Annotated in this window: 12 protein-coding genes and 1 pseudogene; 6 read left to right on the top strand and 7 right to left on the bottom strand. The window is 69.2% G+C overall.

Going from position 1 to position 14350, the window contains the following annotated elements; translation table 11 throughout:
* The first annotated feature begins 19 nt into the window (after positions 1–19).
* Positions 20–346, top strand: coding sequence for a hypothetical protein (locus PUR53_RS46035; protein WP_329912433.1), 327 nt, complete (start codon positions 20–22; stop codon positions 344–346).
* A gap of 7 nt (positions 347–353) precedes the next feature.
* Here the strand turns inward: PUR53_RS46035 and PUR53_RS46030 are convergent, their stop codons facing one another.
* The gene (locus PUR53_RS46030) at positions 354–1061 is read right to left on the bottom strand and encodes a hypothetical protein (protein WP_329912432.1); all 708 of its coding nucleotides are present in this window, start codon (positions 1059–1061) and stop codon (positions 354–356) included.
* Positions 1062–1339: 278 nt separating this feature from the next.
* A complete protein-coding gene (locus PUR53_RS46025) occupies positions 1340–1858 on the bottom strand; it encodes an ATP-binding protein (RefSeq protein ID WP_329912431.1) in 519 nt (172 codons plus the stop codon).
* 157 nt (positions 1859–2015) lie between these two features.
* Here PUR53_RS46025 and PUR53_RS46020 point away from each other — a divergent pair.
* Together PUR53_RS46020 and PUR53_RS46015 are read left to right on the top strand one after the other, a co-directional pair.
* A pseudogene (locus PUR53_RS46020) lies at positions 2016–3012 on the top strand (ISL3 family transposase); the annotation flags it as partial.
* A 276-nt stretch (positions 3013–3288) separates the two neighbouring features.
* Positions 3289–3573, top strand: a complete 285-nt coding sequence (locus PUR53_RS46015; protein WP_329912430.1) for a DUF4190 domain-containing protein — start codon at positions 3289–3291, stop codon at positions 3571–3573.
* A gap of 26 nt (positions 3574–3599) precedes the next feature.
* On the opposite strand, the gene PUR53_RS46010 is transcribed toward PUR53_RS46015, so the two are convergent.
* On the bottom strand, positions 3600–4319 hold the full coding sequence (locus tag PUR53_RS46010; RefSeq protein WP_329912429.1) for a maleylpyruvate isomerase N-terminal domain-containing protein: 720 nt from the start codon (positions 4317–4319) through the stop codon (positions 3600–3602).
* A gap of 88 nt (positions 4320–4407) precedes the next feature.
* On the opposite strand from PUR53_RS46010, the gene PUR53_RS46005 reads away from it, so the two are divergent.
* Complete coding sequence (locus PUR53_RS46005) at positions 4408–5595, top strand: TolB family protein (RefSeq protein ID WP_329912428.1); 1188 nt, start codon at positions 4408–4410, stop codon at positions 5593–5595.
* An 84-nt stretch (positions 5596–5679) separates the two neighbouring features.
* Here the strand turns inward: PUR53_RS46005 and PUR53_RS46000 are convergent, their stop codons facing one another.
* Positions 5680–6552: an LLM class F420-dependent oxidoreductase gene (locus PUR53_RS46000; protein ID WP_329912427.1), complete on the bottom strand. Its 873-nt coding sequence runs from the start codon at positions 6550–6552 to the stop codon at positions 5680–5682.
* A 364-nt stretch (positions 6553–6916) separates the two neighbouring features.
* On the opposite strand from PUR53_RS46000, the gene PUR53_RS45995 reads away from it, so the two are divergent.
* Positions 6917–8386 carry a family 43 glycosylhydrolase gene (locus PUR53_RS45995; protein ID WP_329901276.1) on the top strand — a complete coding sequence of 490 codons (1470 nt, stop codon included), beginning with the start codon at positions 6917–6919 and terminating at the stop codon, positions 8384–8386.
* A gap of 22 nt (positions 8387–8408) precedes the next feature.
* Positions 8409–9857, top strand: coding sequence for a family 43 glycosylhydrolase (locus PUR53_RS45990; protein WP_329901138.1), 1449 nt, complete (start codon positions 8409–8411; stop codon positions 9855–9857).
* Positions 9858–9881: 24 nt separating this feature from the next.
* On the opposite strand, the gene PUR53_RS45985 is transcribed toward PUR53_RS45990, so the two are convergent.
* The 3 genes from PUR53_RS45985 to PUR53_RS45975 all read right to left on the bottom strand — a co-directional run bounded on the left by PUR53_RS45985 (position 9882) and on the right by PUR53_RS45975 (position 14198).
* Complete coding sequence (locus PUR53_RS45985) at positions 9882–10559, bottom strand: response regulator transcription factor (protein ID WP_329912426.1); 678 nt, start codon at positions 10557–10559, stop codon at positions 9882–9884.
* Positions 10560–10597: 38 nt separating this feature from the next.
* Positions 10598–11872, bottom strand: a complete 1275-nt coding sequence (locus PUR53_RS45980) for a sensor histidine kinase (RefSeq protein WP_329901140.1) — start codon at positions 11870–11872, stop codon at positions 10598–10600.
* Positions 11873–11987: 115 nt separating this feature from the next.
* On the bottom strand, positions 11988–14198 hold the full coding sequence (locus PUR53_RS45975; protein ID WP_329901141.1) for an MMPL family transporter: 2211 nt from the start codon (positions 14196–14198) through the stop codon (positions 11988–11990).
* Between the last annotated feature and the right edge of the window lie 152 nt (positions 14199–14350).

Below are 14350 nucleotides of genomic sequence, written 5' to 3'. Positions count from 1 at the left end.
GCACCCTGCGGAACGGCTGATGGGGGACGTGAGGCGCGGCATCGAGCAGCGTCGGTATCTGCGCGGGATGCTGTTTCCGGAAACCGCCGTCGTGGAGAGGTTGTACGGTTTGTCGGAGGACGAGGTGCGGTCGGCGATCAGGCGCCTCAGGGACGAGGACCTGCTGCAACTGCACGATGACTACCAGGAGACCTACTTCATCGCTGTCGGTCCTGGAACCCCGGGTCGGGAACCGGCGGACACCGGACTCGCCGCCCAGGTGGCCGATCTGACCGCGAGGCTCCAGGAACTCAGCAGCCGCGTTCAAACTCTGGAGTCCATGGTTCTGGGTCGTGACGACGGGTGATCCGCGCCTACCTACGGCAGGCCTGGAAGCTGCTGAACTTGTTGTCGTGGAATGAGTCCAGCTGTGAGATCTTGGTGTACGGAGGCACTCGGAGTGCGTTGCCTGAGAACCAGTCGTGGTACAGGGTCAGGTTCATTCCCCAGAAGTCGATGTTTTTCGTCGTGTTGACGATTCCTGTGGTCTTGTTGTTGAACCCGTAGTCGGCGAAGTTGATACCGGAAGAGCAATGGGCGTGGTTCCACTGAACTCGACGTCCTTCGAATCCCGCGTACTGGTAGAAGCAATACCAGCGATTGTCGTTCGCGCCGGCTGGGCACCCGTTCCAGTTTGCCGCCTCCGCCTGCACCGCTTCCACTTCGGCCGCAGACACGCCATCGAGGGCGAGAGCGGCCTCGGTGGGCGCCGGAGCGGCTGCCTCTCCGGGGAGAGGCAGCGCCATGATCACTTCGCCGCCGTTCCAGGAGACTTCATTCGCGCTGACCTGCGCCGCCCCATTGTTGGTCTCGGCGATGGTTGCGTCGATTTCCGCTTGGAGAGTCAGGCGCTCGTCCACCGTCAGGCTCTGGACTTCGCTGCGGCTGTCTTCTGCTGCGACGGCCGGCAGTGATGGTATGCCTTCGGCGGCGGCTGTCGGAGCGCCCATGGCCAGTAACGAGGCGACCAAAGCTGCCCCACCAGTGAAAGATGCTGCCGAAAAATAGATGGATCTACCCACAGTTCTGTTCCCTTTCGGTCGTTGATAGACGCACCGTACGGGTACGTGAGTGACTTCTGGGAGATGCTGTGCAGGATCCTTGAAAAGTGAGAAAGGGGACTCCGCCGGTAGGTGATATTCCATTTTGGCGGCGGCCCCTTCGGCTGCCGGTCGACGAAGAGCGCCACTCGGGGGCGGACACGGCGCCGGTTCCTGTCCCGTCGGTGTTCAGTTCCGTGGCGAGCTCTACACCAAGGTGGCGCACCGGGACTTCACGGTGTGCGGGTCCGGTCTCCTCGTCAGGAGCCGACGTGCGTGCGCGTGGGCGGCAGGGGCCTGGCGGCGGTTGGGCCGGTTTCCCGCCGGAGGCGCACTTCCGCCCACACCGTCTTTCCCGGGCCGCCGGCGCGCGGGTCGACTGCCCAGCGGGTCGCCAACTGGTCGACGATGATCAGGCCCCGGCCCGACTCCTCGTCCTCGGGCGGCTCCGGGCTCGCGAGCAGCGGTACGCGTTCGGCGCGGGTGTCGGTGACCTCGACGCGGAGCGTGTGCGGGTAGCCGCCGGTCTCCGTGAGCCGTACGTGGAAGTCCCGCCCGGCGACGTGCCCGTGCCGTACGGCGTTGGCGGCCAGCTCCGAAGTGATCAGCGTCAGGGCCTCGTTGGCGTGGCTGGTGTACGGGTGCCCCCAGGAGTCCAGCCGGTGGGCGACGAGACGCCGGGCGAGGCGTGCCCCGCGCGTGGACGAGGTGAAGCGCATCGCGAACTCGCGGACCGGCCGGGGCGCGGCCCCCGGGGTGGGGGGAGTCTGGTTGTTCATGTGCCCCACGTTGGCGTGCCGGGTCGGTGGTGACGAGGTACGACGTGCACACGGGCGGTTGCTGTACGTGGTGGGGCGGTGGGTGTAGGCGGGGCGGGGAGTGACGGGCGGCGCGGGGCCCGTGGTCACTCCGGGAGGTCGAGCTCGTACTTCAACGCGCGTGCTCGGCATTGATGACTTCGCTCTCAAGCGCCGGCACCGCTACGCCACCGTGATCATCGACGCCGAGACCGGCGAGCGGATCGACGTCCTGCCGGACCGCACCGCCCAGACCCTGGTCGCGTGGCTGCGCGAGCATCCCGGGTCCGGCTACGTCTGCCGCGACGGCTCCGGCTCCTATGGCGAGGCGATCCGCCAGGCCCTCCCCGAGGCGGTGCAGGTCAGCGACAGGTGGCACTTGTGGAGCAACCTGCGCGGCAAGGTCCTGTCCGAGGTCCGCTCCCACACCGCCTGCTGGGCGACCGCTGTGAACCCCGCCCGGCCCGGGGGCGTACACGAGCAGACCACCCGCGAGCGCTGGCAGCGAGTCCACAATCTGCTCGGCCAAGGCGTCGGCCTGCTCGAATGCGCCCGCCGCCTCGATGTCGCCCTGAACACCATCAAGCGCTACGCCCGCGTGACGCATCCGCCGCGCGGACGACCCGGCAGTCCCCGTCCTCCAACTCTTCCGGGAGATCAAGGAGCTGGGATACACCGGCAGCCTCAACCTGCTCTACCGCTACATCACCCAGGGCCGCGCTGAGGGCGACAAGCCGGTCACCACCCCGCAGCGCTTCGCCCGCCTCCTGCTCACCCGCCCCGAGAACCTGCGCGACAAGGACACCGCACTGCTGCGGGAACTCACCAGAGCCTGCCCCGAGATGACCGAACTCGCCCGGCTCACCGGCGAGTTCGCTCAGCTACTGACCCCAGCGGAAGGCAACGACGCCAAGCTCACCGACTGGATCACCACAGTCCGCGCCGCCGACCTACCCCACCTGCGCTCTTTCGCGAACGGCCTCGAACTCGACCGCGCCGCCGTCGACGCCGGACTCACCCTCCCGCACCACAACGGCCGCACCGAAGGCGTCAACACGCGGACCAAGCGGATCATGAGGCAGATGCACGGCCGAGCCGGGTTCCCCCTGCTCCGCCACCGAATCCTCCTCCAGTGATCACCACGCAGCGCTACCACCGATTACGTGACAGAGCCGAACGTCTTACAGTCCCGAGGGAGGGGATGCGAGGTTCGGGCAGCGGTCGTCCGACGAGTCACTCCTCGTGACCGAGGCGGGGCGGTTGACCCTGTGACGAGCACGCGGCCCAAGGCGTCGCCGCAGTGGAGTAGAGCCGGGGTACAGGGGCACTCGGAACGCCGGAAAGCACAGGGCGTGAAAGCGCGCCGAGAAGTGGAGCTCCCTCATCAAGTACGCCTACATCAGGGGAATGTGATGACGAGTTACGGCAGTCCTTCTGCCACTTCCGGATCACGCACCAACGGTCTGGCCATCGCCAGTCTGGTCTGCGGAATCATCGGAATCTTCTTCTTCAATGTGATCCTCGGGCCGCTGGCCATCGTGCTGGGTGCCGTCGGCCTGCGGCAGGCGGGGGTGAAAGGGGGCGGCGGCCTGGCCAAGGCCGGCATCGTCCTCGGGGTCGTGGACCTGATCGTCTTCGCGGTTCTGATCGCCGTGGCCGCCTCCAACGGCGGTTTCACCTGGTACGTCGGAGGCTGACCGGCGAGGGTCGGGCGAGGGTCCGGTCAGCCGAGTACGAGCGGCAACTTCGCTGCCAGGGAGCCCAGTTCGGACAGTTCCGTGAGTTCCCTGTCCGTCGGTGTCCGGCGGCCCGTGCCCACCAGCAGGGCGTCCCGGTCGGTGAACGACGTGGGGAAGTGCGTGCCCGCGATGTTCTCCAGGGCCGTGCGGGAGTGGGCCAGGCTTTCCGGGGGCGGGCCGGGGAGGGCCGGGAGGTGGGCTGTCAGGTCCAGGTGGTGGAGGGTCCATTCCAGGACGTACGCCGTGAGGTAGTCGGCGACCGTGAGGACCTTGTCCTGGGTGGTCACCCGGGCCGTGGGGTCGGCGAGTTCGGCCGCACGGCCCGCCGCCGATCCCACGTCGTCCAGGTGGAATTTGAGGAGGGCCGGGTCCTCGTACGCCGCCGCCAGGCGGACCGTCAGGGCGGCGAGGGGGTCCTCGCCGGTGGGGGGACCGTTCGTGACCTGCCAGTACGTCGTCGCGTCGGCCGTCAGTGGCGCGGTGCCGGCGGGTGTGGCCAGAGTGGTCAGGACGTCCTGGGCGTCGATGACCAGGTGGCAGACGAGGTCCCTCACCAGCCAGCCCGCGCAGCCCGACGGTTGTTCGAAGTCCTTGTCCGTGAGGTTGGCCACCGCCGCGCGCAACGCTGCCCAGGAAGCTGCGAAAGGGTCCGTCCCCGCAAGGTAGTTCAAAGCATTGACCCTTCGCTGGGAGCGCGCTTTCATCGTGCTCCTGTTGAAGGGGGAACCAGTGAAAAGACCTGTGTTACGTGTGCTGGCGCATGCCGTCGGTTCCGTTCTGGTGGCTGTCGGCGTGACGTCTGTGTCGTCCACGTCCGCCGTCGCCCAGGACGAGGCACCGGGCGTCCTACCGACCACCCAACGGATCAGTGTGGCCCCCGACGGCGTCACCGGCGGCAACGGTCACTCCACCGACCCCGTCGTCAGCGCGGACGGGCGAGTCGTGGCCTTCATGTCGTCCGCGACCAACCTGGGGCCGGGAACCGATGTGCGCAACAGCGTCTACTACCGGACGGGGCCCGGGGAGCCGTTGCAGCGTGTGGTGGTGCCGGGGGAGACGACCTCCACGCCTCAACTGTCCGAGTCCGGGCGGTACTTGACCTTCGGGTCGTACTCGACCGCGACCGCCACCTCCTCCGTTCATGTCATGGACCTGAGCACCGGGACCATCGAGCGCCTGACGCCCGCGATGGACGACGGCTACCAGCTGTCCTACGGCATCGCGCCGGTCAGCGCCAACGGGCGGTACGTCGCCTTCGTCGCCCGGTACGCCGTCGATCCGCAGGGCGCCTTCCCCTGCCGGGTCATGCTGCTGGACCGCAAGACGCAGGAGGTGCGGCGGGTCAGCCGTGAGCCGGACGGTTCCAAGACCTACTACCGGTGCGAGCAGGTCGCGATGAGCGCGGACGGGCGCAGGGTCGCCTACCTGGAGGGGTACACCGGGCCCGGCAGCGGCGATCAGGGCGACATCCTGGTCCACGACCGGCGCAGCGGGCGTACCGTCCACGCCGACGCCACCCACGACGGGGCGCCCGCGAGCACCTCGGCCTTCGCTCCCGTGCTCAGCGGCGACGGCTCCAAGGTCGGGTTCAACTCGGCGGCCACCAACCTGGTCCCGGACGCCGACTCCAACAACGGCGTGAACGCCTTCGTCCGTGACCTGCGTACCGGTGAGCTCCAGCGGTACGACGGCCACGCCCCCACCGATCTCACGCTGCTGTCCGACCTGTCCGTCGACGGCTCGAAGCTGTTGCTCAACACGGCGGACGCGAACCGTACGTCCCTCGGGCTGATCCTGCGCGACCTGTGCACCGGGCAGGAGGAGTTGCTGTCCCCGGGGCAGGACGGCAAGCCCGTCACCGTCGGCGACGCGGCGCTGAGCGGGGACGAGTCGACGGTCGTGTTCGAGTCGTACCACCCCGGGCTCGTGCCCGAGGACACGAACCTGATCGGGGATGTGTTCGCCCGCGTGGTGCGGTGACACCAGGCTCCGTGGTCGTACCAGGCGGCTGAGGGGCGGGGTCGACGGGGTCGGAAGCGAACGGCTGCCTCCGACCCCGTCCGGTCAGCCCGCCTCCAGCGCCCCCACCACCCCCGCCAAGTGCCTCCACTCGTTCCTCGGCAGGGCGTCGCCCTCCCGCCCGTCGAGCACCTGTAGCGCCACATGGTCCGCCCCCGCCGCGTGGAACTCGTCCACCCGCGCCCGGATCCGTTCGTCCTCACCCCACGCGTACACCGCGTCGATCAGGCGGTCGCTGCCCCCGTCCCCGAGGTCGGCCTCGGTGAAGCCGATGCGGAGGAAGGTGTTCGTGTAGTTCGGCAGGCCCAGGTAGAAGGCGAGGTGGGCGCGGGCGATCGCCCGGGCGCGGTCCGCGTCGGTCTCCAGGATCACCTTCAGCTCGGGGGCCAGGAGACGGTCCGTCCCCAGCGCGTCGCGGGCCTGTGCCGTGTGCTCCGGCGTCACCAGGTACGGGTGGGAGCCGGCCGACCGGTCCCGCGCGAGCCGGAGCATCTTCGGGCCCAGCGCGGCCAGCACCCGGCGGTCGGCGGGGACCCCGGCCGCGTCCAGGGCGTCCAGGTAGTCGACCATCGCGGCGTACGGGCGCCGGTACTGCTCCGTGAGCTTCGCGTGGCTCACGCCCAGGCCGAGCAGGAAGCGGCCGGGGTGGGTGGCGTCCAGCTCGGCGTACTGTGCGGCCGTGCCGGCGGCCTCGTGCTGCCAGATGCTCTGGATGCCGGTGGCGACGGTGATGCGCGACGTGGCCTCGACGAGGGGCACGGCGTGCCGGACCGACGTGCTGCCGCCGAGCCAGATCGCGCCGAAGCCCAGCTCCTCCAACTCGGATGCCGCTTCGGCGAGTTCATCGCTTCGAGCGGGGTCCTCCGTCCGCAGTCCGATGCTCCAGATGCCGTATCGACCCAGGTTCAGTTTCGCCATGCAATCGCAAACCCACCCGCCTTCGCGATCTATTCCGACGGTCTCGTCAGTATCAGCCGACGGTCTCGTCAGCGTGCGCCGACGGTCTCGTCCGGGTCGGCCGACGGTTTCGTCGGCATCGGCTGACCGTGTCGTCAGCGTCGGCTGACCATCTCGTCGGCATCGCCCGACGGTCTCGGTGGCATCAAATCGTGTCGTATCCATTGACGCCCCTCCCGCCTCACCCTTACCTTCTGGCCGAAGTTACGCACAACGTTCGCAATACCGAACAATGTCTCCCCCTGTAACACCGATCGATCCCCCTCAAGAGCCGCTCCCGAAGGGACTTGCCGTGTTCCGCATTCAAGTCCGTCACTGGGTGACGATGGGGGCCGCGCTGCTGGCCCTCTTCGCGTCACTCCTCGCCGTCCAGCCGGCCTCGCCCGCGGTCGCCGCCGACGGCAAGCCGTACACCAACCCGGTCAAGACCCAGAAGGGCGCCGACCCGTGGCTGGAGTACTACAACGGCAACTACTACCTGGTGACGACCTCGTTCACCGGTGAGCTGACCATGCGCAAGTCGCCCACGCTGGCCGGGCTGAGCACCGCGCCCAGCGTGCAGGTGTGGTCGGACAGCACCTCCACCCGCAACTGGAACATGTGGGCCCCGGAGATCCACTTCTTCGACGGCAAGTGGTACCTCTACTACTCCGCCGGGCCGCGCGCCTCCGCCTGCTGCGACGACCAGCGCACCTACGTGCTGGAGAGCGCCGGGTCCGACCCGATGGGGCCCTACACCTTCAAGAACCAGCTCGCCGGGTCCAACCTCAACCCGGGCGGCTGGCTGATCGACGCCAGTGTGCTCAAGTACAACAACAAGCTCTACCTCGCGGGCAGTGGCTCCGTGAACGGCAGCAAGCAGAGCCTCGTCATCGCGCCGCTCAGCAACCCGTACACCCTCGCCTCCACCACCTTCACCGTCATCTCCAGCCCCACCCTGAGCTGGGAGACCCAGAGCGGTGAAGTGAACGAAGGTCCCGAGCCGCTGTACCGGAACGGTCGTACCTTCCTGATCTACTCCGCCAGCGCCTGCTGGGGCCCCGACTACAAGCTCGGCCAGCTGGAGCTGACCGGGTCCGACCCGCTGCTCGCCTCCTCCTGGACGAAGAAGCAGACCCCGGTCTTCCAGCGCAGCGATGCCAACAGCGTGTACGCACCCGGTCACAACGGGTTCTTCACCTCGCCCGACGGCACCGAGAACTGGATCGTCTACCACGCCAACGACGCGGCGGGCGACGGCTGCGACAACGGCCGTACGACCCGTGCGCAGAAGTTCACCTGGAACGCCGACGGCACCCCGAACTTCGGCACCCCCGTCGCCCTCGGGACCACCATCGCCGGGCCCTCCGGCGAGACCGCGACGACCCCGACCGCGTACACCATCGTGAACCGCAACAGCGGCAAGTGCCTGGACGTCACCGGTGGCGGCACGGCCGACGGCACCAACATCGCCCAGTGGACCTGCAACGGCGGGGCCAACCAGAAGTGGCGGATCGAGGACCGCGCCGACGACACCAGCCGTCTGCGGAATGTCGCCACCGGCAAGGTCGCCGACGTCACCGACTGCGCGAGCGCCGACGGCACCGACATCCGGCAGTGGTCCTGGCTGGACAACACCTGCCAGAAGTTCCGCATGGTCTACCTCGGCAACGACTACGTCCGGATCGTCAACGCCGCCACCGGCAAGGTCATGGACGTCGCCGACTGCGGCACCGCCAACGGCGCCGACGTACGCCAGTGGTCCTGGCTGAACAACAACTGCCAGCAGTGGCGCCTCGTCCCCACCACCGCCTGATCCCGAAAGGCCCAGACAGAACATGCGACACCTCACCAGACGGGCCGTCGTGGCCGTGGCGGCCGCGCTCGCCGTCTTCACCACCATGACCGCCCCCGCCCAGGCCGCCGTCCCGGCGTCCCCGGCCGTCACCTTCACCAACCCGATAGCCGAGCAGCGGGCCGACCCGCACATCTTCAAGCACACCGACGGCTACTACTACTTCACCGCCACGGTCCCCGCCTACGACAAGATCGTGATGCGCCGGGCCACCACCCTCCAGGGCCTCGCCACGGCCACGGAGACCACCATCTGGACCAAGCACGCCAGCGGTGAGATGGGCGCCCACATCTGGGCGCCGGAGATCCACTTCATCGACGGCAAGTGGTACATCTACTTCACCGCCGGCTCCTCCAACGACATCTGGAAGATCCGCCCGTACGTCCTGGAGACCAGCGCCGCCAACCCGATCACCGGCACCTGGACCGAGAAGGGCAGGATCTCCCTGCCGCTCGACACCTTCTCGCTCGACGCGACGACCTTCACCGTCGGCGGCACCCGCTACCTGAGCTGGGCGCAGAACGACCCGGCGGTCGGTGACGGCACCAACATCTACCTGGCGAAGATGTCCAACCCCTGGACCATCAGCGGCAGCCCGGTCATGATCTCCCGGCCGACCAACGCCTGGGAGAAGGTCGGCCACACCGTCAACGAGGGCCCGGCGGTCATCCAGCGCAACGGCAAGGTCTTCATGACCTTCTCGGCCGCCGCCACCGACGCCAACTACTGCCTCGGCCTGCTGACCGCCAACGACTCGGCCGACCTGATGAACCCGGCCTCCTGGGTCAAGACCCCCAACCCGGTCTTCAAGAGCAACGCCGCCACCAGCCAGTACGGCCCCGGCCACAACACCTTCACCACGTCCGAGGACGGAAAGTCCGACATCCTCGTCTACCACGACCGCAACTACAAGGACATCAGCGGCGACCCGCTCAACGACCCCAACCGCCGTACCCGCTACCAGAAGCTGTACTGGAACGCCGACGGCACGCCCAACTTCGGCATCCCCGTCGCCGACGGCGCGACCCCGGTCCGGCTCTCGTCCTTCAACTACCCGGGCAAGTTCATCCGGCACTGGGAGTACCGCGCCAAGCTGGAGAGCAACGTCACCAACCTCGCCGACTCGCAGTTCCGGATCGTCACCGGGCTGACGGGCAGCGGCACGGTCTCGCTGGAGTCGGCGAACTTCCCCGGCTACTACCTCCGCCACAAGAACAACGAGCTGTGGGTGGAGAAGGACGACGGCACCGCCCTGTTCGACGCGGACGCCTCCTTCTTCCAGCGGGCCGGTCTCGCCGACACGGCGGACGGCGTCTCGTACGAGTCGTTCAACTTCCCCGGCCGGTACATCCGGCACTTCAACAACCTGCTCTACACCCAGCCGGTCAGCACGACCCTCGACCGGCAGGACGCCACGTTCTACAAGGAGTAGCGAAGAGCCAGGAGTTGAGGGTGATCACTCCTGCTGGGTGACCCGCACCAGGCCCGACTGGTACGCCATGACGACCAGTTGGGCCCGGTCGCGGGCGCCCAGTTTCGTCATCGCCCGGTGGACGTGGGTCCGTACCGTCAGCGGGCTCACGTACAGCTTCTCGGCGATCTCGTCGTTGGAGTGGCCCTCGGCGGCCAGGGACATGACCTCGCGTTCCCGGGTGGTCAGCACGGTCAGCTGGTCGGGGGCGGCGAGGCGGTTGCCGGGGGTGGGGCTGGCGAGGAAACGGGTGATGAGCGTCCGGGTGGCGGCGGGGGAGAGCAGCGTGTCGCCGGCGGCCACCGTGCGGATGCCGTCGAGGAGCACGTCGGCCGTGACGTCCTTGCCGAGGAAGCCGCTGGCGCCCGAGCGCAGCGCCTGCGCCACGTACTCGTCGATCTCGAACGTCGTGAGGATCAGTACGCGGGTGTCGGCGAGCTCCTCGTCGGCGCAGATCACGGCGGTGGCGGTGAGCCCGTCCGTGCCGGGCATCCGGATGTCCATGAGCACCACGTCGGGGCGGTGGACCCGCACGAGGTCGACCGCCTCCCGGCCGTCGGTGGCCTCGGCGACCACCTCCAGGTCCGGACAGGAGTCGATGAGGATCCGGAAGGTGGCCCGCAGCAGGGCCTGATCGTCGGCGAGCAGGACACGAATGGTCATGGGCGCTGTGCTACTTCCGCTGGTCGGGGGCGCGGTGACTAGGTCCGCTGGTCGAGGGCCGGTTCCGGGTCCGGTGCCGGTTCCGTGGGGCGAGGGTGGTACGGCCGCAGCGGCAGGTCGGTGGTGACCTCGAAGCCGCCGCCGGGGCGGTGACCGGCGCTCAGACAGCCTCCGACGGACTGGGCGCGCTCGCGCATGCCGATGAGGCCGAAGCCGCGGCCGGGCTCGGAGGCGCTTCGCGGGCGGGGTGCGCCCTCGTCGGTGACCGTGATCGTCAGATGTGCATCCTCGTACACGAGGCGGACCCGCGCCGCGTCCACGGCGGCGTGCTTGCTGACGTTGGTGAGGGCCTCCTGCACGATCCTGTACGCGGTCAGGTCCACGCCGGGGTCGAGCGGCCCGGGGGTGCCCTCCGTGGTGACGGCGACCGTGAGACCGGCGGACTCGCACGCCGCCGTCAGCTCCGGGAGCTGGTGGAGTCCGGGGGTGGGGGCCAGCGGCGCCTCGGGGTCGTCGGGCCGGCGCAGCACCCCGACCGTGCCCTTCAGCTCGCGCAGCGCAGACGACGTGGTGGCCGTCAGATCGGTGAGGATGCGGTGGGCCTGCTCGGGGTCGGTACGGGTCAGATGCGCGGCGGTGCCCGCCTGGGCGTTGGCGAGCGCCAGATGGTGGGCGACCACGTCGTGCAGATCGCGGGCGATGCGCATCCGTTCCTCGGCGACCCGGAGGCGTGCCTCCTCCTCCCGGGTGCGCTCGGCGTGCTCGGCGCGGGCCTGCACCGACTTCAGGTAGGCGCGACGCACCTGGGTGCCTCGGCCGGCGACGAGCGGCAGTAGCAGCCAGAAGACCGGGCCGATCGTCCTGAGCAGCAGCGACAGATGGTCCATGGAGTCGGAGACCACGGCCGCGAGGGTCATCGCCGTGATGGTGGTGCAGCCGTAGGCGCGGGTGGTCCTGCGGTCGGTGAGCGAGGCCAGCCAGTACAGCGCCGCCATGATCGGCGCCAGCAGCAGGGGGGTGAGCAGGTAGCCCAGGGCGACCGTGACGACGGTGCAGATCGCGGTCACGACGAGGGCGGAGCGCGGGTGGGTGCGGTGCTTGAGCAGCGCGAGACAGGACACGCCCATGAGAGCCATGCCGACGCTGTCCTGGTCCGGAGGCCGGGCGCCGGGCAGGGTGAGCGCGCTGCCCAGGGAGGCGCAGCCCAGCAGCGCCGAGACCAGGACCAGGTCGACGAGGAAGTGGTGGCGGTCGGAGAACTCCTCCAGCCGGTCCGCGTAGCGCCGTTCCCGGCTGGGGCTGCTGAGTGTCATGGGTGACTCCGGTCGGTGGACTGGGACCAATCGTGGTCGACGCGGGGGTGGACGCCCCCGAGGGCCGTCCGTGTCCTTCGCCACGGGCGGCCCCCGGTGGGGGTGGGCGGTCGGATCAGGTGCGCGTCACTTCGAGCTCGGCCGTCTCGGCCGGAGCCGCCTCCGGGTCGGCGCGGCGGGTCAGCGCCTCACCCTCCACATCGACGTGGGGCAGCATCCGGTCCAGCCACTTCGGCAGCCACCACGCCTTGTCGCCGAGCAGCGCCAGCACGGCCGGCACGATCGCCATCCGGACGACGAACGCGTCGAACAGGACCGCCGAGGCCAGCCCGAACCCGATCATCTTGATCATGGAGTCGCTCTCGCCGATGAACCCGGCGAACACCGCGATCATGATCAGAGCGGCGGCCACGACCACCCGGGCGCTGTGCCGGAAGCCGCTGGTGATCGCCTCGTGGGCCGGGTCGCCGTGGACGTACGCCTCACGCATCCGCGAGACCAGGAACACCTCGTAGTCCATGGCCAGGCCGAACACGATGCCCACCAGGAAGATCGGCATCAGGCTCATGATCGGGCCGGTCTGCTCCACGCCCAGCAGCTCCGCGCCGTGGCCCTGCTGGAAGACCAGGACGACCACACCGAGCGAGGCGAGCACCGACAGCAGGAACCCGAGGGCCGCCTTGAGCGGGACCAGCAGGGAGCGGAAGACGACCAGCAGCAGGATGACGGCGAGACCGACCACGACCAGCAGATACGGGACCAGCGCGGACTGCACCTTGTCGGAGATGTCGATGTTCAGCGCGGTGGTGCCGGTGACCTCGAACGTCGCCCCCGTCTCGGACTCCAGGCCGGGCCGCTCGTCCCGGATGACGGTCACCAGGTCCTTGGTCTTCTCGTCGGTCGGCGCGGTGGTGGGCACCGCCGAGAAGACGGCCGTGTCACCGGCCTCGTTGAAGCGCGCGGGGGAGACGGACACGACGCCCTCGGTGGCGCCGATCTCCTTCGCGATCGTGTCGGCGGCGCCCTTGGCGTCGTCGACTCCCTTGGCGTCCACGACGATCGTCAGCGGCCCGTTGAAGCCGGGCCCGAAGCCCTCGGCGAGCGCGTCGTAGGCCCGGCGCTCGGTGGTCGAGGTCGACTTGGCCTCGTCCCCGGGCATGCCCAGCTGGAGGTCGGTCATCGGTATCGCGAGTGCGCCGAGGCCGACGACACCGAGGATCAGCACGGGCAGCGGGCGGCGCAGTACGAACCGGGACCAGCGAGTGCCGCCGTTGTCCTTGACGCTCTCCGCGATACGGCCGCTCCTGCGGGCCTTGCGCGAGAGCACGGCGTTCGGCCAGCAGCCGAGGACGGCCGGGACCAGCGTCAGCGCGATCAGTACCGCGACGACGACCGCGCCCGCGGCGGCCAGCCCCATCTTCGTCAGCATCGGGATGCCGACCACGGACAGTCCGGCCAGCGCGATGACGACGGTGAGCCCGGCGAACACGACCGCCGACCCGGCCGTGCCGGTGGCGAGGGCGGTGGCTTCCTCCGGTGTACGGCCGTTGGCCCGCTCCTCGCGGTAGCGGGAGACGACGAACAGGGCGTAGTCGATACCGACCGCGAGACCCAGCATCATCGCGAGGGTGCCGGTCGTGGTGGACAGGCCGAGCGCGTCGGACAGGGCGAGGATCGTGGCCATGCTGAGGCCGACGCCGACCAGCGCGGTCAGCAGCGGCAGTCCGGCGGCGGCCAGCGACCCGAAGGTGATCAGCAGCACGACGGAGGCGATGGCGACACCGATCACCTCGGCCATGCCGCCCGCGCCGCCCTGCTCGGCCATGGCGGTGCCGCCGGCCTCGACGGTCAGCCCGGAGTCCTGCGCCGCGTGGAGCGTGTCCTCCAGGTGGGTCTTGCTGGCGTCGGTGAGGTCGTTCGCGGTGACCTTGTAGGTGACCGTCGCATACGCCGTGGTGCCGTCCTTGCTCACCGCCCCGGCCTGGAAGGGGTCGACGGCGCTCGCCACCTGGGAACCGTCCGCCAGGTCGGCCACGGTCTCCTCGACGGCCTTCTTGTTCTCGGCGGCGGTGACCTTCTCGCCGCTCGGGGCGACGAACACCACCCGGGCGGTGGCGCCGTCCGCCGTGACGCCCGGGAAGCGCTGTTCCATCAGGTCGAACGCCTTCTGGGACTCGATGCCCGGCATGGAGAACTCCTCGTCGGAGGCTCCCGGGGCCTTGAGGGCGCCGACCCCGACGGCGCCCAGTACCGCCAGCCACATCACAATGACGTACCAGCGTTTGCGGAAGGCCAGTCGGCCCAGCCGATGAAGGAAGGTTGCCATGGGTCGCAGGTCTCCACGTGAGAGGTCTCGGGTGTGTGCCAAGACTCCCGTCGCGGCCCCTGTCCCGTCGTCGTGCGGCTGCCGACAATCGCGGGTACTCAGTACGCAGTACGCCGCCGGCGCCGGGTCACCCCGGGGTATGACCGCGGGCG

This window comes from Streptomyces sp. SP18BB07, assembly GCF_036322545.1.
Classification (GTDB): domain Bacteria; phylum Actinomycetota; class Actinomycetes; order Streptomycetales; family Streptomycetaceae; genus Streptomyces; species Streptomyces deccanensis.
This window is presented reverse-complemented; position numbering and strand designations above follow the sequence as displayed.

Bases quoted from the DNA above. Each gene is read 5' to 3' on its own strand.
- PUR53_RS45990 (WP_329901138.1), top strand. From the start codon at position 8,409: ATGCGACACCTCACCAGACGGGCCGTCGTGGCCGTGGCGGCCGCGCTC.
- PUR53_RS45995 (WP_329901276.1), top strand. From the start codon at position 6,917: ATGGGGGCCGCGCTGCTGGCCCTCTTCGCGTCACTCCTCGCCGTCCAG.
- PUR53_RS45985 (WP_329912426.1), bottom strand. From the start codon at position 10,559: ATGACCATTCGTGTCCTGCTCGCCGACGATCAGGCCCTGCTGCGGGCC.
- PUR53_RS45980 (WP_329901140.1), bottom strand. From the start codon at position 11,872: ATGACACTCAGCAGCCCCAGCCGGGAACGGCGCTACGCGGACCGGCTG.
- PUR53_RS46035 (WP_329912433.1), top strand. From the start codon at position 20: ATGGGGGACGTGAGGCGCGGCATCGAGCAGCGTCGGTATCTGCGCGGG.
- PUR53_RS46025 (WP_329912431.1), bottom strand. From the start codon at position 1,858: ATGAACAACCAGACTCCCCCCACCCCGGGGGCCGCGCCCCGGCCGGTC.
- PUR53_RS46010 (WP_329912429.1), bottom strand. From the start codon at position 4,319: ATGAAAGCGCGCTCCCAGCGAAGGGTCAATGCTTTGAACTACCTTGCG.
- PUR53_RS45975 (WP_329901141.1), bottom strand. From the start codon at position 14,198: ATGGCAACCTTCCTTCATCGGCTGGGCCGACTGGCCTTCCGCAAACGC.
- PUR53_RS46000 (WP_329912427.1), bottom strand. From the start codon at position 6,552: ATGGCGAAACTGAACCTGGGTCGATACGGCATCTGGAGCATCGGACTG.
- PUR53_RS46015 (WP_329912430.1), top strand. From the start codon at position 3,289: ATGACGAGTTACGGCAGTCCTTCTGCCACTTCCGGATCACGCACCAAC.